General features: G+C 71.2%; 25 protein-coding genes. 14 read left to right on the top strand and 11 right to left on the bottom strand.

Annotated elements, in window-relative coordinates; all coding sequences use genetic code 11:
• Nucleotides 1-568: 568 nt before the first annotated feature.
• Both IEY61_RS09780 and IEY61_RS09775 read left to right on the top strand, forming a co-directional pair.
• A complete protein-coding gene (locus IEY61_RS09780; protein WP_189042754.1) occupies nucleotides 569-1,225 on the top strand; it encodes a C39 family peptidase in 657 nt (218 codons plus the stop codon).
• A gap of 250 nt (nucleotides 1,226-1,475) precedes the next feature.
• Complete coding sequence (locus IEY61_RS09775; RefSeq protein ID WP_189042752.1) at nucleotides 1,476-1,928, top strand: GNAT family N-acetyltransferase; 453 nt, start codon at nucleotides 1,476-1,478, stop codon at nucleotides 1,926-1,928.
• Here the strand turns inward: IEY61_RS09775 and IEY61_RS09770 are convergent.
• The gene (locus IEY61_RS09770; RefSeq protein ID WP_189042750.1) at nucleotides 1,918-2,205 is read right to left on the bottom strand and encodes a hypothetical protein; all 288 of its coding nucleotides are present in this window, start codon (nucleotides 2,203-2,205) and stop codon (nucleotides 1,918-1,920) included. The genes IEY61_RS09775 and IEY61_RS09770 overlap by 11 nt on opposite strands.
• A 403-nt stretch (nucleotides 2,206-2,608) precedes the next feature.
• Here IEY61_RS09770 and IEY61_RS09765 point away from each other — a divergent pair, with 403 nt between their 5' ends.
• Genes IEY61_RS09765 through IEY61_RS09755 form a run of 3 tightly spaced genes read left to right on the top strand, consistent with a single transcriptional unit; the run spans nucleotide 2,609 to nucleotide 4,032 of the window.
• Complete coding sequence (locus IEY61_RS09765) at nucleotides 2,609-3,487, top strand: helix-turn-helix domain-containing protein (protein ID WP_189042748.1); 879 nt, start codon at nucleotides 2,609-2,611, stop codon at nucleotides 3,485-3,487.
• The gene (locus tag IEY61_RS09760) at nucleotides 3,480-3,674 is read left to right on the top strand and encodes a DUF397 domain-containing protein (protein ID WP_189042746.1); all 195 of its coding nucleotides are present in this window, start codon (nucleotides 3,480-3,482) and stop codon (nucleotides 3,672-3,674) included. The genes IEY61_RS09765 and IEY61_RS09760 overlap by 8 nt, the downstream gene beginning before the upstream one ends.
• 55 nt (nucleotides 3,675-3,729) lie before the next feature.
• Nucleotides 3,730-4,032 (top strand): hypothetical protein, encoded by a 303-nt coding sequence (locus IEY61_RS09755; RefSeq protein ID WP_189042744.1) that lies wholly within the window; start codon nucleotides 3,730-3,732, stop codon nucleotides 4,030-4,032.
• Nucleotides 4,033-4,201: 169 nt separating this feature from the next.
• Here IEY61_RS09755 and ligD read toward each other — a convergent pair whose 3' ends face one another.
• On the bottom strand, nucleotides 4,202-5,227 hold the full coding sequence (gene ligD, locus IEY61_RS09750) for a non-homologous end-joining DNA ligase (protein ID WP_189042741.1): 1,026 nt from the start codon (nucleotides 5,225-5,227) through the stop codon (nucleotides 4,202-4,204).
• Nucleotides 5,228-5,274: 47 nt separating this feature from the next.
• Between ligD and msrB the strand changes: the two genes are divergently transcribed.
• Complete coding sequence (gene msrB, locus IEY61_RS09745; RefSeq protein WP_189042739.1) at nucleotides 5,275-5,685, top strand: peptide-methionine (R)-S-oxide reductase MsrB; 411 nt, start codon at nucleotides 5,275-5,277, stop codon at nucleotides 5,683-5,685.
• Nucleotides 5,686-5,784: 99 nt separating this feature from the next.
• On the opposite strand, the gene IEY61_RS09740 is transcribed toward msrB, so the two are convergent.
• A complete protein-coding gene (locus tag IEY61_RS09740) occupies nucleotides 5,785-6,531 on the bottom strand; it encodes a lytic polysaccharide monooxygenase (RefSeq protein WP_189042737.1) in 747 nt (248 codons plus the stop codon).
• 98 nt (nucleotides 6,532-6,629) lie between these two features.
• Nucleotides 6,630-6,905 carry an isoamylase early set domain-containing protein gene (locus IEY61_RS09735; protein WP_189042735.1) on the bottom strand — a complete coding sequence of 92 codons (276 nt, stop codon included), beginning with the start codon at nucleotides 6,903-6,905 and terminating at the stop codon, nucleotides 6,630-6,632.
• 192 nt (nucleotides 6,906-7,097) lie between these two features.
• On the opposite strand from IEY61_RS09735, the gene IEY61_RS09730 reads away from it, so the two are divergent.
• From IEY61_RS09730 to IEY61_RS09720, 3 genes are all read left to right on the top strand, one after another.
• The gene (locus tag IEY61_RS09730; RefSeq protein ID WP_189042733.1) at nucleotides 7,098-7,358 is read left to right on the top strand and encodes a metallothionein; all 261 of its coding nucleotides are present in this window, start codon (nucleotides 7,098-7,100) and stop codon (nucleotides 7,356-7,358) included.
• A 17-nt stretch (nucleotides 7,359-7,375) separates the two neighbouring features.
• Nucleotides 7,376-7,816, top strand: coding sequence for a GNAT family N-acetyltransferase (locus IEY61_RS09725; RefSeq protein ID WP_189042731.1), 441 nt, complete (start codon nucleotides 7,376-7,378; stop codon nucleotides 7,814-7,816).
• Nucleotides 7,817-8,024: 208 nt separating this feature from the next.
• Nucleotides 8,025-9,137, top strand: coding sequence for a lytic polysaccharide monooxygenase (locus IEY61_RS09720; RefSeq protein ID WP_189042729.1), 1,113 nt, complete (start codon nucleotides 8,025-8,027; stop codon nucleotides 9,135-9,137).
• A gap of 51 nt (nucleotides 9,138-9,188) precedes the next feature.
• Here the strand turns inward: IEY61_RS09720 and hemQ are convergent, their stop codons facing one another.
• From hemQ to hemE, 3 genes are read right to left on the bottom strand one after another with little or no spacing between them, the layout of a single operon-like run.
• Complete coding sequence (gene hemQ / locus IEY61_RS09715; protein ID WP_189042727.1) at nucleotides 9,189-9,890, bottom strand: hydrogen peroxide-dependent heme synthase; 702 nt, start codon at nucleotides 9,888-9,890, stop codon at nucleotides 9,189-9,191.
• On the bottom strand, nucleotides 9,887-11,296 hold the full coding sequence (hemG, locus tag IEY61_RS09710) for a protoporphyrinogen oxidase (RefSeq protein WP_189042725.1): 1,410 nt from the start codon (nucleotides 11,294-11,296) through the stop codon (nucleotides 9,887-9,889). The genes hemQ and hemG overlap by 4 nt, the downstream gene beginning before the upstream one ends.
• A gap of 5 nt (nucleotides 11,297-11,301) precedes the next feature.
• Complete coding sequence (hemE, locus tag IEY61_RS09705; RefSeq protein WP_189042723.1) at nucleotides 11,302-12,396, bottom strand: uroporphyrinogen decarboxylase; 1,095 nt, start codon at nucleotides 12,394-12,396, stop codon at nucleotides 11,302-11,304.
• 135 nt (nucleotides 12,397-12,531) lie between these two features.
• Here hemE and IEY61_RS09700 point away from each other — a divergent pair, with 135 nt between their 5' ends.
• From IEY61_RS09700 to IEY61_RS09685, 4 genes are all read left to right on the top strand, one after another.
• Entirely contained in the window at nucleotides 12,532-13,104 is a 573-nt protein-coding gene (locus IEY61_RS09700) for a DUF3000 domain-containing protein (RefSeq protein ID WP_189042721.1), read from the top strand.
• A gap of 63 nt (nucleotides 13,105-13,167) precedes the next feature.
• Complete coding sequence (locus tag IEY61_RS09695) at nucleotides 13,168-14,511, top strand: ribonuclease D (protein WP_189042719.1); 1,344 nt, start codon at nucleotides 13,168-13,170, stop codon at nucleotides 14,509-14,511.
• Between the two features lie 222 nt (nucleotides 14,512-14,733).
• Complete coding sequence (locus IEY61_RS09690) at nucleotides 14,734-15,927, top strand: thiolase family protein (RefSeq protein ID WP_189042717.1); 1,194 nt, start codon at nucleotides 14,734-14,736, stop codon at nucleotides 15,925-15,927.
• 50 nt (nucleotides 15,928-15,977) lie between these two features.
• Nucleotides 15,978-18,047 carry a 3-hydroxyacyl-CoA dehydrogenase NAD-binding domain-containing protein gene (locus IEY61_RS09685; RefSeq protein WP_189042715.1) on the top strand — a complete coding sequence of 690 codons (2,070 nt, stop codon included), beginning with the start codon at nucleotides 15,978-15,980 and terminating at the stop codon, nucleotides 18,045-18,047.
• Between the two features lie 55 nt (nucleotides 18,048-18,102).
• Here the strand turns inward: IEY61_RS09685 and IEY61_RS09680 are convergent, their stop codons facing one another.
• The gene (locus tag IEY61_RS09680) at nucleotides 18,103-18,498 is read right to left on the bottom strand and encodes a VOC family protein (RefSeq protein ID WP_189042713.1); all 396 of its coding nucleotides are present in this window, start codon (nucleotides 18,496-18,498) and stop codon (nucleotides 18,103-18,105) included.
• Between the two features lie 335 nt (nucleotides 18,499-18,833).
• Here IEY61_RS09680 and IEY61_RS09675 point away from each other — a divergent pair, with 335 nt between their 5' ends.
• The gene (locus IEY61_RS09675) at nucleotides 18,834-19,523 is read left to right on the top strand and encodes a hypothetical protein (protein ID WP_189042711.1); all 690 of its coding nucleotides are present in this window, start codon (nucleotides 18,834-18,836) and stop codon (nucleotides 19,521-19,523) included.
• Nucleotides 19,524-19,627: 104 nt separating this feature from the next.
• On the opposite strand, the gene IEY61_RS09670 is transcribed toward IEY61_RS09675, so the two are convergent.
• Genes IEY61_RS09670 through IEY61_RS09660 form a run of 3 tightly spaced genes read right to left on the bottom strand, consistent with a single transcriptional unit; the run spans nucleotide 19,628 to nucleotide 22,311 of the window.
• The gene (locus tag IEY61_RS09670; protein WP_189042709.1) at nucleotides 19,628-20,422 is read right to left on the bottom strand and encodes an endonuclease/exonuclease/phosphatase family protein; all 795 of its coding nucleotides are present in this window, start codon (nucleotides 20,420-20,422) and stop codon (nucleotides 19,628-19,630) included.
• 21 nt (nucleotides 20,423-20,443) lie between these two features.
• Nucleotides 20,444-21,601, bottom strand: a complete 1,158-nt coding sequence (locus tag IEY61_RS09665; RefSeq protein ID WP_189042935.1) for a sensor histidine kinase — start codon at nucleotides 21,599-21,601, stop codon at nucleotides 20,444-20,446.
• 41 nt (nucleotides 21,602-21,642) lie between these two features.
• The gene (locus IEY61_RS09660; protein WP_189042707.1) at nucleotides 21,643-22,311 is read right to left on the bottom strand and encodes a response regulator transcription factor; all 669 of its coding nucleotides are present in this window, start codon (nucleotides 22,309-22,311) and stop codon (nucleotides 21,643-21,645) included.
• Between the last annotated feature and the right edge of the window lie 74 nt (nucleotides 22,312-22,385).

Here is a 22,385-nt window from a genome sequence, read left to right as displayed (position 1 = left end):
GCCAGAGCGAGAAGATTGGACTACTCTCCGTAAAATCGGCTTGCAGCGGACCACCCGGGCGGTCCGTACCGGCAGGCGGGGGTGCAGCAAGCCCTCGACCTCTGGCTTGGCGATCAAGAGCATGGTTGATCGCGGCTCATGGCCCGACCGACTCCTGATCACGCCGAGTTGTGGCCGCTGTCGCAAGGCGAGATCGCGCCCACCACGGACAACTTACCGGGCTGCGCGTTTCCGACCCCGGGGAGCCGCCGAGCCCCAATCCACCCGTGTGCGAGTTTCGGGATGCATGTCTGGTTTACGGGCCGTTATCCCGTGGGCCGGGCCACTCCGGCGGCGGAATGATGGCCGGGGCCGGGTCGTTGTACATGGCTGACCGCAGGCGCTTCCCCGCGCCACGGCACCCCCCGGAACCCGGAACCCCTGGAATGTGGGGCCGACCCGGATCGTTACACCCCCCGGACGTCCGAGCACCCCCCGCCGGGCGTTCCCTTTCTCCCCCCGCAGCACCGCGAGCCCCGGTATGGGTTGATCCGTGCTGCGTACCCCCGAACGGAAGGTGTGACCCATCATGCGTACCACCATCCTGCGTAAGACCGCCCTGACCATCGCCGCTGCCGCCGCCACCGCCGGTGGCATCGCCGCCCCCGCCATCACCGCCCACGCCGCCCCGGCCACCACCACCGCCCAGGTGCAGGCCGACCGCAAGACCGGCGGCGAGCGCCAGCTCCCCGTGCGCTACCAGGCCCAGGAGACCTTTTACTACTGCGGCCCCGCCGCCGCCAGCAACGCCCTCAGCGTCCAGGGCAAGCACATCGACCAGCACGAGATGGCCAAGCGCATGGGCACCACCGAGAACGGCACCGACTCCATCAACGACATCACGCCCATCCTGAACAAGGAAACCGGCAAGGACGTCTACAAGTCCGTGGAGATCCGCGACGCCAAGGCCGCCACCAAGCAGGCCGACAAACTGCGCGACGACATCGTCCGCACCGTCGACGACGGCCGCGCCGTGGTCGCCAACATCGCCGGCACCGCCACCGACACCAACGGCACCCCCCACAGCTTCGCCGGCGGACACTACATCAGCGTCACCGGCTACCAGAACAACGGCGACACCGTCACCATCGCCGACTCCGCCAACCCCAACCAGGCCACCTACCAGATGAACACCGACACCCTCGCCAACTGGATCGCCACCCGCGGCTACTCCGCCACCAGCTGACGACCCTGACAACGAAGGGCCGACCCCGAACCGGGGTCGGCCCTTCGTCATCTTCGCCCCCTGCAGGCCTGCGAACCGACGACAGTTTCGGGGAAACTGCTGCCTCAACTCCGCACGAGGCAGCAGTTTCCCCGAAGTTGCCCGCCAGACCAATCGGGGAGTACGCCGTCGGCGCTGCGGTTGGGCAGCCACACCATGCGAGCATGGCTCTGCCGTACATCGGTCCGTGCCGGTATGAAATTCTCGCGGGATGAGCGACGTGATCTTCCGTGAGGCAGTCCGGGCCGACCTGCCCGCCGTGCTCGACCTGCTCGCCGACGACGTGCTGGGGCGTACCCGTGACGTCAGCGAGGTCGACGCCACCTACGAGGAGGCGTTCGCGGACATCACGGCCGACCCGCGCAACCAACTCGTGGTCGCCGAGGCTGGCGGCGAGCTGTTGGGCTGTATGCAGCTGACCTACATCCCCGGGCTCGGGCGGCACGGCACCGAGCGGCAGCTGGTCGAGTCGGTCCGGGTTCGCTCGGATCACCGGGGTCGCGGCCTGGGCCGCCTGATGATGACCTGGGCGATCGACCAGGCGCGGCTGCGCGGCTGTGGTCTGGTGCAGCTCACCACCGACAAGACCCGCCACGACGCGCACCGCTTCTATCTCGGTCTCGGCTTCGTCGCCAGCCACGAGGGCATGAAGCTCAATCTCTGACCCGCTCGGCGTCGCGGGCTCCGACCAGCCGAGGTCGTCCGACCTCGCAGTCCAGGATGCTGGCCCAGAAGGTGGTCAGCACCGAAAGGCTCGAACCGTGGGTCAGGGCCCGGGACGAGTTGCGGATCAGCCAGAAATGGCCGTCGGGAAGAACGATCGCCCAGCCGATCGGCCCGTCGTCCTCCGTCGCGAGCACCAACAGATCCGGCTGGCGGTCGACCGCTATCTCCGGCAGCTCCGACACCTCGACCGGCCGCCACTCCTCCTCGCCACTCACCGGTGGCTCCCCTGGTTGCACCGCCGCGCCGGCTGCTCGACATGCCGCTGTCCCGCCCGCGCCGTCAGCAGTCTTCGCTGCCGAGCCTGGCCCGTGGCCACGTCCCCGACGGATCGATTCGCCCGGCCGGCCGCGCCCCGATCGGCACACTCCCTGCCGGCACCGGCGGGTCTCACCACCACGTCGATCGCTTCATTCCTGCGCTGGAACCACTTCCACCGAGCCACCCAGACCTCCAATGATCACTGGTCGACACCCGTCTACCAACCACCATCGGTCCGCAGATTCGCTGAATGCAACATCTCATCAAGAAAACGCCGCGCGCATACTTGAAACGCATCATCCCGCAGTTCAATCTGATCGAGTCGAGACACGTCGCCACATCGAACTGAGACGAGCCGAGATGAGCGAAGTTGGATCTTCAGTGCCCCGTCGGCAATTAGGCAGGCTGCTGCGGCAGTCCAGAGAAGAAGCGGGCATCAACCTGGAAGCCGCAGCCCAGACGCTTGAATGGTCGCGTGCCAAGATGTACCGACTGGAGAGCGGGCAGACCACGCTCCGCACCCACGACGTGGCGCTCATGTGCCAGCACTACGGCACCTCAGCGGAACTGACCGAGGTCATGGTCAGCCTGGCCCGCGAAGGCAAGAGCCGCGGCTGGTGGCACGCTTACGGAGAGGCCATCCCGGCCTGGTTCGAGCTGTACGTCGGGCTGGAGGCGGCGGCCCGGCACATACGCTACTACGAGCCGTCGCTGATCCCCGGGTTGCTCCAGACGGCTGATTACGCGTCAGCCATTTTCAGTGCGAAGCCTGGGCGAAGCCAGGACGAGGTGGCACAGAAGGTCGCGCTCCGATTGGAGCGCCAGAAGCTGCTCACCCGCCGCAGCCCGAAGGCCCCCATCTTCGAGGCCATCGTCGACGAGGCGGTGATCCGTCGCCCTCTTCCCGACCTGGACGCTTGGCGCAGCCAACTTGCGCACCTGGTGAACGCTGCGCAGCGACCGAACGTATCCGTCCGGATCCTGCCGCTGAATAGCGGGCCACGCCTGGTTTCGGTTGCCGGCTCGTTCATCATGCTGGATTTTCCAGCTGTGGGCACGCGGCCTCCAGAGCCTTCGACCGTCTACAGCGAGTCGCTGACCGGCAGCCTCTATCTGGACAAGCCGGCAGAGGTAGAGGCCTACGTTGACGCCTGGTCCACCCTTCTGGACCTTTCGCTCGACGTGCGCGAGTCTGAAGATCTGATCGGGACGGTTATCAAGGAGACGTTCAATGAATGACCTGACCAATGCCCGGTGGCGCAAGAGCAGTCGTAGCGCGGAGGGAGCTTGCGTCGAGGTAGCTGACAACATCGGTGGCGTCGTGGGGGTGCGGGACAGCAAGGATGCCGCCGGGCCGGCGTTGCTGTTCGACGCCGCCCAGTGGCGATCCTTCGTGACCGCCGTGAAGGCTGGCGCCCCGAGCTGACTCTCAGCGCGGAGTTCCCTTGCCCACCGTGGAGCGGCCTGCTTCGATCACCGGCATGGACGTCCTCCTTGCCGTACTCCTCGTGCTCGTGATCGGTCTCCTGTTCGCGCAGACACCGAGCCGGCGAGAGTCGGCCCGCACCGCGTACCGGCTGGCCGCACTGGAGCGCCGCCTGGCGCTGGTGATGCAGCATCTGGGAGTTCCTGATCCCGACCCGCTGCCGGTCGAGGTTCAGGAGCACCTGGCCCGGGGCGACAAGATCCAGGCAATCGCGGCGTACCGGAAGGCCACCGGTGTTGGCCTGGCCGAAGCCAAGGAGGCGGTGGAGGCGGCGGTTCGTCGAGGCCTTCACGTGTGACCGCCTGTGGACGGAAACTTGCCCGCCCTCTGGCCCCCACCCCCGCCTCCGCGATCTTGCACTTTTCGTCGCCGCTATGCGTCGTTGAGACCACTATGTCCCGACGGAAAGTGCAAGATCGGCGACAGCGGGGGGCGTCTGTCGTACGGGGCGTAGTGAGTCGGGTGGGTCAGCGGGGGCGGTCGCGGTCCTTGGAGGGTTGGACCCGCTTCGGTTCGCCGGGCATTTTCGGGTGGTCGGGCGGGTAGGGCAGGTCGCCCTCGCCGGCGGCGGCGTCCCGCTCGGCCCACTCCAGCAGCGGGGTGATGTCCCACCCGGTGTCGTCGACGCCGGCGTGCGGGTCGCCCCGCTGGGCCAGTCGCTCGGGCACGGTACGCAGGTCGAAGTCGTCCGGGTCGACGTCGGGCAGCTCGGCCCAGTCGACCGGGGTGGAGACGGTGGCCCGGGCGGTGGCCCGCAGCGAGTACGCGCAGGCGATGGTGCGATCCCGGGCCATCTGGTTGTAGTCGACGAAGACCCGCTCGCCGCGCTCCTCCTTCCACCAGGCGGTGGTGACCAGGTCGGGGCGGCGGCGACCCAGCTCCCGGGCCAGCGCGATGGTGGCCCGGCGCACCTCGACGAACGTCCAGCGCGGCTGGATGCGCAGGTAGACGTGCACGCCTCGGCCGCCGGAGGTCTTCGGCCAGCCGGTCACCCCCAGCTCGTCGAGGATCGCGCGCAGCTCGGTGGCGGCCCTCGCCGCGTGGGCGAAGTCGGTGCCGGGCTGCGGATCGAGGTCGATCCGCAGCTCGTCCGGTTGGTCGACGTGGGTGGCGCGCACCGGCCACGGGTGGAACACAATCGTGCCCATCTGCGCCGCCCAGGCCACGTGGGCCAGGTCCGCCGGGCAGAGTTCCGCGGCCTTGCGCCCGCTGGGGAAACTGATCTCGGCGGTACGCACCCAGGGCGGCACGCCCCGGCTCGGCACCCGCTTCTGGAAGAACATCTCCCCCTCGACGCCGTCGGGGAAGCGCTGGAGGGTCGTCGGCCGGTCGCGCAGGGCGCGCATGATGCCGTCACCGACACTCAGGTAGTAGTGGAAGACGTCGGCCTTGGTGAAGCCGCGCTTCGGGAAGATCACCCGGTCCGGGCTCGACAGCCGTACGGTGTGCCCGGCCACCTCGATCTCCTCGGCCGGGGCCTTGGTTGCGCCCATTGCGCGACCATATGCGATGGGTCCGACGTTCGACGTACCGTTGAGAGGTGAGTCTTCCCGACAGTGAACTGCCCCGCACCGAGGACGAGTGGCGGGTCCGGCTCAGCCCCGAGGAGTTCCGGGTGCTGCGTGAGCACGGCACCGAGCCGGCGTGGACCGGCGAGTACGTGGACACCAGGACCCCCGGCATGTACCGCTGCCGGGCCTGCGGTGTCGAGCTCTATCCGAGCGACACCAAGTTCGACTCGCACTGCGGGTGGCCGAGTTTCGACGACGCCATCCCGGGTGCGATCAAGGAGGTCGAGGACAACAGTCTCGGCATGCGGCGCACCGAGATCCGCTGCGCCCGCTGCGACAGCCACCTCGGGCACGTCTTCCACGGCGAGGGCTTCACCCCGAAGGACACCCGGCACTGCGTGAACTCCCTCTCCATCCGCCTGGACCCCAGCACCGCCTGACCCCCACCCCTCGTTGATCATGAGGTTAGCGGCACCTTGAAGATCAACCACTGCCGCTAACCTCATGATCAACGCTGGGCATTCATGGGCAGGCGGGGATCAGAGCAGGAGCCAGAGCGCGGGTACGTTTGGGGGCTCCCAGCCGGCGAGGGCGGTGTGCGCCTGCCGGCAGCGGTACGTACGCCCACCGTAGGTGACCTGGTCACCGACGGCGTACGCGCGACCCGCGGTCCAGGTGCCGCCGGCCGGCGGGGTGCTGGTCGGGCCGGCCGTCGGGGTGGGCGACGGCGCCGGCGGGGTGGTCGGGCTCGGGCTGGGCGGCGGGGTGCCGCCCCCGCCGCCGATCTGGAGGTCGACGCAGGAGTAGAAGGCGTTGGCGGTGTCGGCGATGTTCCACACCGCCAGCACCTTCTGTCGGCCGGAGTAGCCGGAGAGGTTGACGGTGTGCGAGACGGTGGCGCCGGGCTGACGCCCGCCGCCGGAGAAGACCGCCACCCGGTTGTTGCCGATGAAGTACTCCCAGTCGCGGGTGGCGTGCTGGGCGGTGTTGACCCAGGTGAAGGTGACCGTGGAGCCGACCGAGGTGGCGGGCCAGCCGCGGTTGTCGTCGTTGAGGACGGCGAAGTGCGCGATGTTGGCGTGGCAGTTGCGCAGCCCCTTGGGGCCTTCGACGCTCTGCGGTTCCCATCGGATCTGCCCGCAGTCGGGGACCCGGTTCTGGGCGCAGAGCGCCTGCCGGCTGGGCGGCGACGAGACGTAGCCGTGGGCCTGGGCCGGGGTGGCGACGGCCAGGGTGGCGACCATGGCGCCCGTCGCGACCAGTGGGAGGGTGATTCTTCGGCGCATGACGGCAGCTCCTTAGCGGCGTGTTGCCTGGTGAGGTGCCACCAACATAATTTAAACCTTGTTAACAGTAAAGACGCCTGTCGATAGATTTCTCCCCCTCACAGCACCAGCAGGCCACCCTGCTCGTCCACCTGGTCGGCGGACTCGTCGTCGAACCACAGCCCGCCAGTGGCCAGGTAGCGGAAGCGGTGCGGGCCGGGGCCGAGGCGTACGGTCACCGTCCGGGTGCCGTCCCGGCGGGCCACCAGCACGTGCTGACCGGGCTGCCACCCGTTGAAGGAGCCGACGACGCTGACCGTGCCGGGCGGGGTGTCCCGCGGGAGACAGAAGGTGATCCGGGTCTGGGTGCCGAAGAGTCGGTTTCTCTTGATCATCATCGTCCTCCCGGTTCGCGATCTCTACGGACCGGCGGCCGGGCCGCCGCCACCGGCCAGGTCATCCGGTACAACGGCCGACGCGCCGGTGCGACACGCCGCCCCACCCGGGTGACCTGGACCGTTTCCACCCGGCATCGGTGCCAGCGGGTCGCACGCTGGGCGGGACACCGACTGCGAGGGGATGGCACCGTGGCGACGTGCGAGGTCTGCGGAAACGACTACTGGATGGCCTTCGAGGTACGCACCGTCAGCGGCGACGTGCACACCTTCGACTGCTTCGAGTGCGCCGTGCACAAGTTGGCGCCGATCTGCGAACACTGTCAGATCAGGATCGTCGGGCACGGCGTTGAGGTGTCCGGCCGCTTCTTCTGCTGCGGACACTGCGCGCGGGCCGTGGAGGCCGAGCAGGGCGCCGAGATCCGCGACGCCGTCGGCGCCCGCCCGAGCTGACGGCCTAACCTGGCGGGATGCCGAGCCCGGAACTACGGGTCGCCGCCTTCGCCGACCTGGACACCCGCACCTTCCACGACCTGCTGCGACTACGCGTCGACACCTTCGTGGTAGAGCAGGAGTGCGCGTACCCGGAACTCGACGGACGGGACATCGAACCCGGCACCCGGCACCTCTGGCTGGCGCTCGACGGCGGGCCCGTGGCGTACCTGCGGATCCTGGCCGACCCCGGCGGCGTGGCCAGGATCGGGCGGGTGGTGGTGGCGCCGGCGGTCCGCGGCGGCGGGCACGCCGGGCGGTTGATGGCCGCGGCGCTGGCCGAGATCGGCGACCGGCCGTGCGTCCTGGACGCCCAGTCACACCTGGTGGACTTCTACGCGCGGCACGGCTTCACGGTCAGCGGCCCGGAGTACGTCGAGGACGGCATCCCGCACACTCCGATGCACCGCCACTCCTGAGCGATCGGTCAGTGGTCGACCCGTCCGGGTGCCGACCGCGATCGGGTACGACCTGCCGGAAAACGTTTTCCTCATTGACGAATGGCGATTGCTTGTGCCATTCTTCCGGCAGAGCCAGCACGATTGGGGCCACGCACACCGGCGCGGGAGGGGGCAACTCCCGGGCGTCTGGGCGATGTCGATCCGACGACTTCCCCCTGGGGGCTCCATGTCCAAGATACTCAGATCATCGCGCGCGCTGGGTCTGCTGGCCGTCGCGGCCATCGCCACGCTGCTCAGCACCGCGCTGGCCGTTCCCGCGTCGGCACACGGTTCCGTGGCCAACCCCGTCTCCCGCAACTACGGCTGCTGGCAGCGCTGGGGCGGTGACTTCCAGAACCCTCGGATGGCCACCGAGGACCCGATGTGCTGGCAGGCGTGGCAGACCGACACGAACGCCATGTGGAACTGGAACGGCCTATTCCGCGAGGGTGTGGCCGGCAACCACCAGGCCGCCATCCCGAACGGCCAGCTCTGCTCCGGCGGGCGCACCGAGAACGGGCGCTACCGGGCGATGGACGCGGTCGGCGCGTGGCGGACCACCTCGGTCGCCAACAACTTCCGGCTCAAGTTCTACGACCAGGCCAGTCACGGTGCCGACTACATCCGGGTGTACGCCACCCGGCAGGGCTACGACGCACTGACCACGCCGCTGGCCTGGTCACACCTGGAACTGGTTGGTCAGATCGGCAACACGCCGGCCTCGCAGTGGCGGCCGGAGACCGGCGGGGTGTCCGTCGAGGTCCCGGTGAACGCCCCGAATCGCACCGGCCGGCACGTCATCTTCACCATCTGGCAGGCCAGCCACTCCGACCAGTCGTACTACATCTGCAGCGACGTGCAGTTCGGCGGGGGCTCCACGCCGCCGAGCAGCCCGCCGCCGAGCAGTCCGCCGCCGACCACCTCGCCGACCCCCACTCCCCCGCCGACCACCGCCCCGCCGACCACCGCCCCGCCCACGACCGCTCCGCCGGCGACGGGCGCGTGCTCGGCGATGTACCGGGTCACCAACACCTGGTCCGGCGGCTTCCAGGCCGAGGTGCAGGTGACGGCGGGCAACGCGCCCATCCGCGGCTGGCGGGTGACCTGGACGTACGCCAACGGCCAACAGGTCAGCCAGGTCTGGAACGCCACGGTCAGTTCCAGCGGCTCCACGGTGACCGCCACCAACGTCAGCTACAACGGCAGCCTCGGTGCCGGAGCCAGTACCACCTTCGGGCTCCTGGCCTCGAGCGGCAGCACCAACAACACGCCGACGCTGACCTGCACGGCGACCGCCTGACCCCGGTCGGGGGCGCGCCTTCTCCCTCCGGCGCGGCCCCGACCGGCTTCCTTACATCAAGTTGGAGATGATGTCGGCGATGGGGCGGCGGCGACCGGTGTAGAAGGGGACTTCCTCGCGTACGTGCAGCCGGGCCCGCGAGCCGCGCAGGTCACGCATCAGGTCCACGATCCGGTGCAGCTCGTCGGCCTCGAAGGCGAGCATCCACTCGTAGTCGCCGAGCGCGAACGAGGCGACCGTGTTGGCGCGTACGTCCGGGTAGCCCCGGGCCATCTTGCCGTGCTCGGAGAGCATCTCCCGCCGCTCGGCGTCGGGCAGCACGTACCAGTCGTACGAGCGGACGAACGGGTAGACGCAGAGGTACGCGCGGGCCTCCTCGCCGGCGAGGAACGCCGGGATGTGGCTCTTGTTGAACTCGGCCGGCCGGTGCAGCGCCATCTGCGACCACACCGGGGTGAGCGCCCGACCCAGGGCCGTGCGGCGGAACCGCAGGTAGGCGTCCTGGAGGTCGTCGCTGGACGAGGAGTGCCACCAGATCATCAGGTCCGCGTCGGCGCGCAGGCCGGCCACGTCGTACGTGCCGCGGACCACCACGTCCTTGGCGGCCAGTTCCTCGATCAGCGACTCGACCTCGCCGGTGATGTTGTCGCGCAGCGACGGCAGCGGCGAGTTGACCCGGAACACCGACCACATGGTGTAGCGGATGCTGGCGTTGAGTTCCCGCAGCCGGGCCGCGTTGCTCGTCTCGGTCATCTGCCCGATCCTTCCAGTGCTGTGATGATCTCCTCGGCCGCCGTCTCGCCGGAGCGGACGCAGACCGGGATGCCGACCCCGTCGTAGCCGGCGCCGGCCACGGTCAGCGTCGGATGCGCCGCCCGCAGCACCTCCCGCGCGTCGGCCACCCGGTCGAGATGGCCCGGGGAATACTGCGGCAGCGCGCCGCCCCACCGCTGCACGTGCCCGTCGACCGGGGCCGGCAGCGGCCCGCCGAGCACCGCCGACAGTTCCCGGTGCACGGTGGCGGCGAGGTCGGTGTCGGGGCGCTGGAGCTGGGCCTCGTCGCCGTACCGGCCGACCGAGGCGCGCACCAGGGCCAACCCGTCCGGTCGGCGCAGATGCCCCCACTTGGTGGTGAAGAAGGTGGACGCCTTGATCAGCAGCCCTTCGGTGGCGGGCACCAGGAAACCGGAGAGTTCCGGCAGCGCCGGCTCGGGCAGCGCGAGGGTGACCAGCGCGACGCTGGCATAGTCCAGCCGGCCGATGCCCGCCGCGGCCCCGGGGGCGACGTCGGCGAGCAGCCGGGCCGCCGGCCGGGCCGGCACGGCCAGCACCACCGCGTCGACGTCGACGTGCTCGGGGTCGCGGGTCGGGCCGACGGTCAGCCGCCAGCCGGGCCCGGTCGGGGTGAGTTCGCGTACCGCCGCGTGCCGGCGGATGGTCGCCCCGCTGGCGGTCGCGGCCGCGTCGACCAGGGTGCTCAGCCCGCCGGCCAGGGTGCCGAAGACCGGCTCGCCGGGGGCGCGTGGCGTGGCGGCCTGCGCCGCGCGGACCGCGCCGAGCAGCGTGTGCTCCACCCGGGCCGCTCGGGCCAGGGCCGGCATGGTGGTGGCCAGGGAGAGGTCGTCGGCGCGGCCGGCGTACACCCCGCCGAGCATCGGGTCGACCAGCCGGTCGACCACTTCGTCGCCGAACCGGGAGCGGACCAGCGCGCCGACCGAGACGTCGTCGGTGGGGCCGAGCAGCGGCCGGCCCTCGTCGCGGTCGGCCGCCGCGTCCGGCCGGGCCACCGTCGCCACCTTGTCCAGATCCCCGGGTACGCCCACCAGCGTCCCGCCCGGGATCGGGCGCAGCCCGCCGTCGACCGCGAGGGCCGCCTGCCCGACGGTGGGGTGCACGATCCGCCCGGCCAGCCCGAGCCGGCGGACCAGGGCCACGGCTGCGGACTCCCCGCCGGCCGGGTCACGCATCAGGAACAACTCGGCGCCGAACTCCACCGCAGCGCCGGCCAGCTCACCGGTGCGCAGCTTGCCGCCGAGCGCGCCGGACTGCTCGTACACGGTGATCTCGGTGCCGGCGGGGGTGCGGTCGCGCAACCGGACCGCGGCGGCGAGCCCGGCGATGCCGCCACCGACCACCGCCACCCGCCACCGCGTCGTCATGGCGGTCAGTCCCGGTCGGCGGGCCGGGCGGAGAGCTCGTGCACCAGTGCGACCACCCGGGTCAACATCTCCGGGTCGGTCTCCGGCAGCACGCCGTGGCCGAGGTTGAACACGTGCCCGGGTGCGGCCCGTCCCTCGTCGAGGATCCGGCGTACCTCGGCCTCCACCACCGGCCACGGGGCCAGCAGCAGGCACGGGTCGAGGTTGCCCTGTACGGCCTGCTCCGGCCCGATCCGGCGGGTTGCGACGTCCAGCGGCGTACGCCAGTCCACGCCGACCACCTCGGCCCCGGCCTCGCTCATCGCGCCGAGCAGCTCGGCGGTGCCCACCCCGAAGTGGATCCGGGGCACACCCGCGTCGGCGAGCCCGGCCAGCACGGCCGCCGAGTGAGGCAGCACGAACCGGCGGTAGTCGGCCTCGGAGAGCGCGCCGGCCCAGGAGTCGAAGAGCTGCACCGCGGAGACCCCGGCCTCGATCTGCACCCGCAGGAACGCCAGGGCCATCTCGGCCAGCCGGCCGGCCAGGGCGTGCCACAGTTCGGGCTCGCCGTACATCAGCGCCTTGGTCTTCGCGTGGGTCCGCGACGGACCGCCCTCGATCAGGTAGCTGGCCAGGGTGAAGGGAGCCCCGGCGAAGCCGATCAGCGGGGTGTCGCCCAGCTCCCTGACCAGCATCCGGACCGCCTCGTCCACGTACGGCACGTCGTCGCGGCCGATCGGCCGGATGCGCTGCACGTCGGCGGCGGTGCGCACCGGTTCGGCCACCACCGGCCCGGTTCCGGGCACGATGTCCAGGTCGACTCCGGCGGCCGCGACCGGCACCACGATGTCGCTGAACAGGATCGCCGCGTCCACCCCGTGCCGGCGGACCGGCTGGAGGGTGATCTCGGTGACCAGGTCCGGCCGGCGGCAGGACTCCAGCATCGCCACGTTGGCCCGGATCTCGCGGTACTCCGGTAGTGATCGTCCGGCCTGGCGCATGAACCAGACCGGGGTGTGCGGGACGGGCCGACGCCGACACGCCCGCACGAAGGGCGAGTCGGCAGGCCCGCCGGGGCGGGTTGCGTCGTCTCGGGCGGTGCCCGTGCTGTCGGTGGTCATCGCGGCCATCGTGCCACGCGCCCCACCCCGTCCCCACGCCTACCGCCCTCTTTGTGACGTGCACACGATCATCGGCGAGTGGATCGTCGGCGTGCCGTCCCGGCCGGAGCGCGGACGGCGGCATAGGCTGCGGGCATGGCCGCCCCGATCGCGCTTCCGGACACCTTTGCCCGCGCGGTCGCCGGTCTGCGGTCGGCGGCGCCCCGGCCGGAGATCCTCCTGGAGGAGGTCGCCGCGCCTCAGCGGCTGGCGCCGTACGCCTTCGCGCTCTCCGCGTCGGTGCTGCGCGACGGTGACGAGGTGGCCACCGGGCGGTTGATCCTGCTGCACGACCCGGCCGGCCACGAGACCTGGCAGGGCACCCTGCGGCTGGTCACCTACGTGACCGCCGAGCTGGAGGTCGACCTCGCCGCCGATCCGCTGCTGCCCGGGGTGGGCTGGACCTGGCTCACCGACGCCCTCGACGCCCAGGGCGCGGGGCACCGGGCCATCGGGGGGACGATCACCCAGACCATGTCGACCCGGTTCGGGGAGCTGGCGGGGCCGCCCGCGGCGAGTGACATCGAGATCCGCGCCTCGTGGACCCCGACCGGCGTCGACCTCACCCCGCACCTGCACGCCTGGTGCACCCTGCTCGCCTCCACGGCCGGGCTGCCTCCGCCGGGCGTCACCGCCCTGCCGGAACGCCGCACCGCCATCACCGGCTGACGGCCGACACGCGACGGGGGCGGGTGCGCGCCGCGCGATCCGGTCGCGCACTAGGGTTGTCAGGTGACCGACGAACCACCCCTGCGCCGTCGGGCCGCCGCAAGCCGTACGGGGCACGACACGCACCACCCGCCGTCGGCGCGGTCGGAGCCGTCGGACGCGGGGACCGAACCCACCGGCAGCGAGTCCGTGCCGCTGACCGCGCCCCGTGAGGGCACCCCTGAACCGATCGCCCTGCCCGAGCAGCTCGCCGAGATGGTGGCGCGATTCGCGGCCGGCACCGGGCCGGTGGCCCTGGACGCCGAGCGCGCCTCGGGCTACCGCTACAGCCAGCGGGCGTACCTCGTGCAGCTGCGCCGCGGCGGCGCCGGCACCGCCCTGATCGATCCGCTGCCCCTGCCCGACCTGAAGGCCCTCGACGCGGCGATCGCCGAGGCGGAATGGGTCCTGCACGCGGCGAACCAGGATCTCCCCTGCCTGGCCGAGTTGGGGCTGCGCCCGCGCCGGCTGTTCGACACCGAGCTGGCCGCCCGGCTCGCCGGCTTCGAACGGGTGGGCCTGGCCGCGCTCACCGAGCAGCTGCTCGGGTTCAGCCTGGAGAAACACCACTCCGCGGCGGACTGGTCCAGCCGGCCGCTGCCGCAGTCCTGGCTGACCTACGCCGCGCTGGACGTGGAGCTGCTGACCGACCTGCGCGACGCGCTCGACGCGGAGCTGACCCGGCAGGGCAAGTCGGAGTGGGCGGCTGAGGAGTTCGCCGCGCTGGTGCGCACCGGGGCCCAGCCGCCCCGGGTACGCGCCGAGCCGTGGCGGCGCACCTCCGGCATCCACCGGGTACGCGGGGCGCGGGCGCAGGCTCGGGTCCGCTCGTTGTGGTACGCCCGCGACCAGATCGCCGCCCGCCGCGACTCGGCACCGGGTCGGGTGCTGCCCGACTCGGCCATCGTCGCGGCGGCCGAGCTGGACCCGAAGGACGAGAAGGCGCTGCTCACCCTCCCCGGCTTCGGTGGCCGGTCGGTGCGCCGGCTGGCCCGCACCTGGTTGACCGCGCTGGAGGACGCCCGACAGCTGCCGGAGGACGCGCTGCCGGTGACGCCGGCCGTGGAGGGCCCGCCCCCACCGCACCGGTGGGCCGAGCGGGACCCGGCTGCCGCCGCGCGCCTGGCACGCTGCCGCGAGGTGGTGGTGCGCACCGCCGGCGAACACCACCTGCCGCCGGAGAACCTGATCACCCCCGACACCATCCGCCGCATCGCCTGGCAGCCCCCCGAGGAGATCACCGAGACGACGGTCGCGGAGGCCCTCCGTACCCACCACGCCCGCGAATGGCAGATCCGCCTCCTCCTCCCCGCCCTGGCCGAAGCCCTGCTTCCCCCCACCCTCCCCACTCCCCCCACCCCCGCCTGACCGGGGTTGATCATGAAGTTGTTGCCCCGACACGCCGGGCGGAGTGGCAACAACTTCATGATCAACGAGGTAGGTGTGGGCTGGGCCACAGGGGGAGGCCCGGGCGGGGATTGTTACTGACGGGTAGCATCCGGGGAAACGCCAGTGCTGGCGACCTTCATTCGGTCCGTAGCGCCGCCTGGCGGCGCGAAGGCCGAATTATGGTCGAATAGGAGGCTCACAGTGCCCCGTGAAGTTCGAGATGTCGTCTTCGTCGACGGCGTCCGCACCCCGTTCGGCAAGGCGGGTGGCATGTACGCCAACACCCGCGCGGACGACCTGGTGATCCGCTGCATCCGCGAACTGCTGCGCCGCAACCCGCAGCTGCCGCCGGAGCGGGTCGAGGAGGTCGCCATCGCCGCCACCACCCAGATCGGTGACCAGGGCCTGACCATCGGCCGCACCGCAGCCCTGCTGGCGGGCCTGCCCAAGACCGTTCCCGGCTTCGCCATCGACCGGATGTGCGCCGGGGCGATGACCGCGGTGACCACCGTCGCCAGCGCCATCGCCGTGGGCGCGTACGACGTGGCGATCGCCGGCGGCGTCGAGCACATGGGCCGCCACCCGATGGGCGAGGGCGTCGACCCCAACCCGCGCATCATCGCGGAGAAGCTGGTCGACCCGTCCGCGCTGGTCATGGGCGCCACCGCGGAGAACCTGCACGACCGGGTCCCGCACATCACCAAGGAGCGCACCGACGCGTTCGCGCTCGCCTCGCAGCAGAAGACCGCGAAGGCGTACGCCAACGGCAAGCTCCAGGACGACCTGGTGCCGATGGCGATCCGCGACCCGGAGACCGGCTGGGGTCTGGCCACGGTGGACGAGGCGCCCCGGGACACCTCGATGGAGAAGCTCGCCACCCTCAAGACCCCGTTCCGCCCACACGGAAGGGTCACTGCGGGCAACGCCGCCGGCCTGAACGACGGCGCCACCGCCAGCCTGCTGGTGGCCGAGGAGGTCGCCCGCGAGCTGGGGCTGCCGGTCGCCATGCGGCTGGTGTCGTACGGCTTCGTCGGCGTCGAGCCCGAGGTGATGGGCATCGGCCCGATCCCGTCGACCGAGAAGGCGCTGCGCATCGCCGGCCTGAGCATCGACGACATCGGCCTGTTCGAGCTGAACGAGGCCTTCGCGGTGCAGGTGCTCGCCTTCCTCGACCACTTCGGCATCGCCGACGACGATCCACGGGTCAACCCGTGGGGTGGCGCGATCGCCATCGGTCACCCGCTCGCCTCCTCGGGTGTACGGCTGATGACCCAGCTCGCCCGGCAGTTCGCCGAGCACCCCGAGGTCCGCTACGGCCTCACCGCCATGTGCATCGGCATCGGCATGGGCGGCACGGTCATCTGGGAGAACCCCAACTGGGAGGGTGGCAAGTGAGCGCGAGGAGTGAGCTTGCGAGCCCCGCAGTCGCGAACGAAGGAGGCACAGTGAGCGCGCTCGCGGCACCGAACGAGGTGATCACCAAGGCGCTGCTGCGCCAGGTCAACGTGCCGGGGCTGGACCGCCCGGCCGCCCTGATCACCCTGGACAACGGATTCGACCACAAGAAGCCGAACACTTTCGGCCCGGCCGGGCTGACCAGCCTGGACGAGGCGATCACCGCCGCCCTGGCGGCAGAGCCGGCGTTCATCGCGGTCACCGGCAAGCCGTACATCTTCTGCGTCGGCGCGGACATCACCGCCCTGCCGCTGCTCGCGGACCGCGCGCAGGCCCTGGAGATCGGCCGGCTCGGGCACCGCGTCTTCGCCCGGCTGAAGGACAGCGAGATCCCGACCTTCGCCTTCGTCAACGGCGCGGCGATGGGCGGCGGTCTGGAGCTGGCCCTGCACTGCCACTACCGGACGCTGTCGGCCGGCGCGGCGGCCCTCGCGCTGCCCGAGGTCTTCCTCGGCCTGATCCCCGGCTGGGGCGGCACCCAGCTGCTGCCGAACCTGATCGGCATCCCGGCCGCCACCCAGGTGATCCTCCAGAACCCGCTGATGCAGAACAAGATGCTCAAGCCGAAGCAGGCGGCCGAGCTGGGCATCGCCGACGTGCTGCTGGAGCCGGCCGACTTCCTGGAGCGGTCGCTGGAATGGGCCGCCGGGGTGGTCCGTGGCGAGGTCGCCGTGACCCGGCCCGAGGTGGACAAGGACATGTGGGCGGGCGTGCTCTACTTCGCCCGACAGACCCTCGACCAGCGGCTGCACGGCGCGGTCCCGTCCGCGTACAAGGCGCTGGACCTGCTGGAGACGGCGAAGGACGCCGACTTCGCCACCGGCACCGCCGCCGAGGAGGAGGCCCTGGCCGACCTGGTCTTCTCCGAAGAACTACGCAGCGGCCTGTACGCCTTCGACCTGGTGCAGCGGCGGGCCAAGCGGCCGGCCGGCGCGCCCGACAAGGGACTGGCCCGCTCGGTCACCAAGGTCGGCATCGTCGGTGCCGGCCTGATGGCCAGCCAGCTCGCTCTGCTCTTCGCCCGCCGCCTCCAGGTACCGGTCGTCCTGACCGACCTGGACCAGGCCCGGGTCGACAAGGGCGTGGCGTACGTGCACGCCCAGATCGAGAAGCAGGTCAGCCGGGGCCGGATGGACAAGGGCACGGCGGCCAAGCTGTACGGCCTGGTCTCCGGCTCGGTCGACAAGTCGGTGTTTGCTGACTGTGACTTCGTGATCGAGGCGGTCTTCGAGGACCTGGCCGTCAAGAAGCAGGTCTGGGCCGAGCTGGAGAAGATCGTCAAGCCGGAGGCGGTGCTCGCCACCAACACGTCCTCGCTGTCGGTGACCGCGATGGCCGAGGAGCTGACGCACCCCGAGCGGGTGGTCGGCTTCCACTTCTTCAACCCGGTCGCGGTGCTTCCGCTACTGGAGATCGTCCGCGGCGAGCGCACCGACGACGCCACCCTGGCCACCGCCTTCGCCGTCGGCAGGCAGCTGAAGAAGTCCTGCGTGCTGGTCTCCGACGCGCCCGCGTTCGTGGTGAACCGGCTGCTGACCCGGTTCCTCGGCACGGTCTTCGCCGCCGTGGACGCCGGCACCCCGCTGGAGGTCGCCGACCGGGCGTTGGACCCGCTGGGTCTGCCGATGCGTCCGCTCGCGCTGCTCCAACTGGTCGGCCCGGCCGTGGCGTACCACGTGGGCGGCACCCTGCACGCCGCCTTCCCGGACCGGTTCGGCGTCAGCGAGAACCTCAAGCGCATCGCCGACTCCGGCCAGCCGATCGTGGTCGACGACGAGATCAACGCCGAGGTGGCGAAGCTGCTGGTGGTCGGCGACCAGCCGCTCACCGAGGAGCAGGTACGCACCAACGCGCTGGACGCGCTGGCGCAGGAGATCCGGCTGATGCTCGACGAAGGTGTCGTCGCCGAGGCGCAGGACATCGACCTGTGCATGATCCTCGGCGCCGGCTGGCCGTTCCACCTGGGCGGCGTCACGCCGTACCTGGACCGGACCGGCGCCAGCGAGCGGGTCACCGGCCAGCGCTTCCTGCCCCGGGGAGTGGCCAGCCTGGCCGGCTGAGCCACCAGGTGGCCCCGGGGGCCCAGTCGCAGACGCGGCTGGGCCCCCGGGCACGTCAGGCCGGGTTCGGTCCGGCCGCCGCCTTCTCGGCGGCGCTGCGCAGTACGCAGAACTCGTTGCCCTCCGGGTCGGCGAGCACCACCCAACCGGAGCCGTCCGGTCGGACGTGGTCGGCGACGTGGCGGGCACCGAGACCGAGCAGCCGCTGCACCTCCTCGTCGCGGGTCCGGTCGGTGGGCTCCAGGTCCAGGTGCAGGCGATTCTTCACCGTCTTGCCCTCGGGCACCGCCAGGAAGAGCACCTCCGGCCCACCCGGGGGCAGCAGCATGGCCTCCGGATCGCCCGGAAAGTCGTCCGGCTGGCGGGGGCACTCGAACACCTGGGCCCAGAAGCCGGCCAAGGCGTACGTGTCGTGACAGTCGATACCGATGTTGTGGATCCGTGCGCTCATTGTCGTCCCTCTTGGCAGTCAGAACTGACGTGCTGGGTCCGCTGATCTGCGGGACCCGCTGAAAGGCGCCCCGCGTGGGTGAGCGGTCAGCCGGCGAGGCGGGGCGCGGACAGCATCACAGTGAACATCGACGCACCCCCCTCCTGGATCGGGCTGACACCGGATCTTCGCACTGATGCGTCCTGGGGGGCAACCCGGACAGCGGGGCGTGCCTTGGCTCGTTAGGATCACCGCTTTCGTCGACAGCAGGAGCTGACTCCATGTCCCAACCCCAGGACGAGCACCAGAACCCGCCGAACGCCGGGCCGTACCCACCGTAGTCGTCGGCCGGGCCCGTGCCGCAGCAGCCGGGCGCCGCACCCGCCGGCTTCCCGCCCCCGCCCGGTGCCGTGCCGCCCGGCGACGCTTACCCGCCGCCCGGCGGCGCCTTCCCGCCGCCGAAGAAGAAGTCCAACGTCGGGAAGATCGTGCTGATCGTCCTCGCGGTGCTGCTGCTCCTCTGCGTCGGCGGCGCCACGGCCATCTGGTTCGCGGTCAAGGACACGGTCAACGAGACGATCGACGCGACCCGGACCCGGGTGGTCGCGCCGGACACCCTGGCCGGCCGGTCAAAAACCACCGATCCGGACTTGCAACGCGCCTCCGACAAACTGGTCCAGGATCTCACGTCCAGCGTGGAGAACGAGACGGGCGCGGTTGGGGGATTCTACGGCGACCCCGAGGCGCAGGACCTCGTCATGATCGTGGCGGCCTCCGGCGTGATGGTCGACCCGAAAAAGGAACTGGACGATGCGATCCAGGGAATCAGCGGCGAACTGTCCGTCACCAACATGGCGGCGGTAGAGCCGGGTCCGCTCGGCGGCAACGCCAGTTGCGGTGACGGCAAGGTGGAGGATGTGCCGATGGGCGTCTGCGCCTGGGCGGACCGCGGCAGCGTCGGCCTCGTGGTGACGTACTTCTCCTCCCGCGCCGAGGCCGAGGCCGAGTTCGTCACCATTCGCAGCCAGATCGAGCAACGAGACTGAGCCGACGATCCGCGACCGGGCCCGACACCGGCGCAGCCGACGTCACCGAACCGCGGGCGACGTCCCGGCAGCCCAGCTGAGCGGGACCGGACCGCCGGTCCCGCTCAGATGTCGAGGATCAGGGCCCGGTGGTCGGAGACCTCCGGGTCGATCATGATCTCGAAGCGCTGCACGGCGGCGACGTCGGAGACGAGCAGGTAGCTCGCGTGTCGTACCGGCTTAGGGTAGCGGGACGTCCGGGTGTCGGCCGCGCCGACCAGGTCGGTCAGCCCCGCCTCGGCCAGCACGTCGAAGGTCTCGCTGTCGGGCAGCAGGTTGAAGTCCCCGCAGACCACCACCAGGTCGCGGGGACCGCGGATCCGACGCACGAGGTGCGCGAGTCGCTCGGCCTGGCCACGCCGGGCCGGGGTGTCGGCCTTGCCGGCCGGGTCGCGCAACCCGTGCACCTGCACCACCCACACCGACCGGCCGGCGGCGCGGTCGACGGTGCACACGGCGAGCGCGACGCGCGGCCGGACCGGGATCGTCCACTCGTCGTGGTCGACGAACTCGCCGTGCACGAAGGCGGAGTCGACCCCGACGACCGGCAGTTGCTCGGCCACGAAGGTCGCCAGGCCGAAGTCCTGCCGATGGCGGCCGCCCGTGTCGTCGTACACCGGGCCGGAGTCGCTGGCGAGGAAGATTCCCTGATGGCGCGGCAGCGCGGCGCGGACGTCGTCGAACAGGTCCGCGCGCTGCGGCAGCTTGCGTTCACCGTCGGAGAAGCGGGTCCACCCAGTCAGGCCGGCGGTGCGCGTCACCTCCTGAAGGCAGAGGACGTGCGCCCCGGCGCCGGGCAGCCACTCGACGAGTTCGTCGAAGAGCATGCCACCCCAGGCGTTCACACTCGTGATCCGCATCCACACCCCTCTGGTTCGTGCCTATCCGATCGAAACCTGCTCCGCCGCCGGCAGGGTCACCGTCACCTCCAGTCCGCCGCCGGGCTGCGCCACGGCCGTCACCGCACCGCCGTGCGCGTCGCACACCGCCCGGACGATGGACAGGCCGAGCCCCGACCCGCGCGCCCCGGTCCGTTCCCGACCGCCCCGCCGGAACGGCTCGAACAGCCCTGGTACCTCGGCCGGATCCACCTCGAAGCCGGTGTTGCCCACCACCAGCCAGGAGCGTTGCCCGTCCGATCCGGTCCGCACCCAGAGCCGGCCGTGCAGGTGGTTGTAGCGGATCGCGTTCTCGATCAGGTTGCCGGCCAGCCGGTCCAGCAGCCCGGGATCGCCGACCACCGGCGCCGGTTCCAGCGAGGTCCGCACGTCCAGCTTGATCCGGTCCACCTCGCGGCGGACCGCCGACAGCGCGTTGGCGGTGCCGGCCGCCAGGTCACATTCGGTACGCCGGCCGAGCCGGCGGCCCTTCTGCGCCTCGCTGCGCGCCAGCACCAGCAGCGCGTCCACCAGCCCGTTGGCCCGCTCGGAAGCGTCCCGGACCACCGTCGCCATCCGGCGGTACTCGGCCGCATCCGCCTCGTCGTCGCTGAGCGTCACATCGATTTCGGTACGCATCACCGCCAGCGGCGTACGCAGCTCGTGCGAGGCGTTGGCGACGAACCGTTTCTGCGTCTCGAACGCGGCGGCTATCCGGTCCAGCATCGCGTCGAAGGTGTCCGCCAGCTCGGCCACCTCGTCGTCCGCCCCGGTGTAGCTGATGCGCTGGTCCAGCGTGGTCTCGCCGAGCCGACGCGCGGTCGCGGTGACCTGCTGCAGGGGCCGCAGCGCCCGGCCGGCGACCGCGTACGCGCCGACCACGCCGACCGCACCGATCGCCAACAGCACGGCCAGCCCCTTGGCGAGCAGTTCCCCGGAGGCAGCAGCGACCATCCGCTGCTGCCAGACAGCCGCGTCCAACGACGTCCCGTCGGCCAGCAGCACCGTCGTGCCCGGCAGCAGTTCGTCGGTGGGCCGCAACGCGTCGCGCACCAGCAGCCAGGCCAGCAGCATCAGGAGCACGCCCGCGCCGACCAGCAGGACGCCGTTGAGCAGGGTCAGCCGCAGCCGCAGGGTGGGTCGCAGGCTGGGCCGCCGCAGCCGCAGGCCGGGCCGGGACCGCAGCCGCCGCAACACGTGGGTCACGCCGACACCTCGGCGGTCCGGTAGCCGGCTCCCACCACGGTCTCTATCAACGGAGGGTCGCCGAGCTTGCGACGCAGGGTCATCACGGTGACCCGGACGATGGTGGTGAACGGATCGGTGTTGGCGTCCCAGACCCGCTCCAACAGCTCCTCGCTGGACACCACGGCGCCGCGCGCCTTGAGCAGCTCGCAGAGCACGCCGAACTCCTTGTTGGTCAGCTCCACCGGCGTCCCGCCCCGGGTGGCGATGCGCCGGGCCGGGTCCACGACCAGGTCGGCCAGCTCCAGCACCGGCGGGGCCGCCGGGGTGGCCCGCCGGCCCAGCGCCTGCACCCGGGCGACCAACTCGTCGAAGGCGAACGGCTTGGGCAGATAGTCGTCGGCACCGAGCTGCAGGCCCTCCACCCGGTCGGCGACCGTACCGCTGGCGGTGAGCATCAGCACCCGGGTCAACGCGCCGGAGACGGCCAGCTCCGCGCAGATCTGGTCGCCGTGCATCCCGGGCAGGTCGCGGTCGAGCACCACCACGTCGTAGCGGGTGACGAAGGCCATCTCGTGACCGCTGTCGCCGTCGTAGGCGATGTCCACCGCCATTCCGCGCTTGCGCAAACCGCGCCCGATCGCGTCGGCGAGGTTGCGTTCGTCCTCGACCACCAGTACCCGCATGTCCAGTTCCTTCCGCCCGCGACCACCGCCAACCTAGCGCCGCCGGCCAAGCCGCCAACCGGCCCGGGGCCGGC

This window comes from Micromonospora sonchi (assembly GCF_014646235.1).
GTDB lineage: Bacteria > Actinomycetota > Actinomycetes > Mycobacteriales > Micromonosporaceae > Micromonospora > Micromonospora sonchi.
This window is presented reverse-complemented; position numbering and strand designations above follow the sequence as displayed.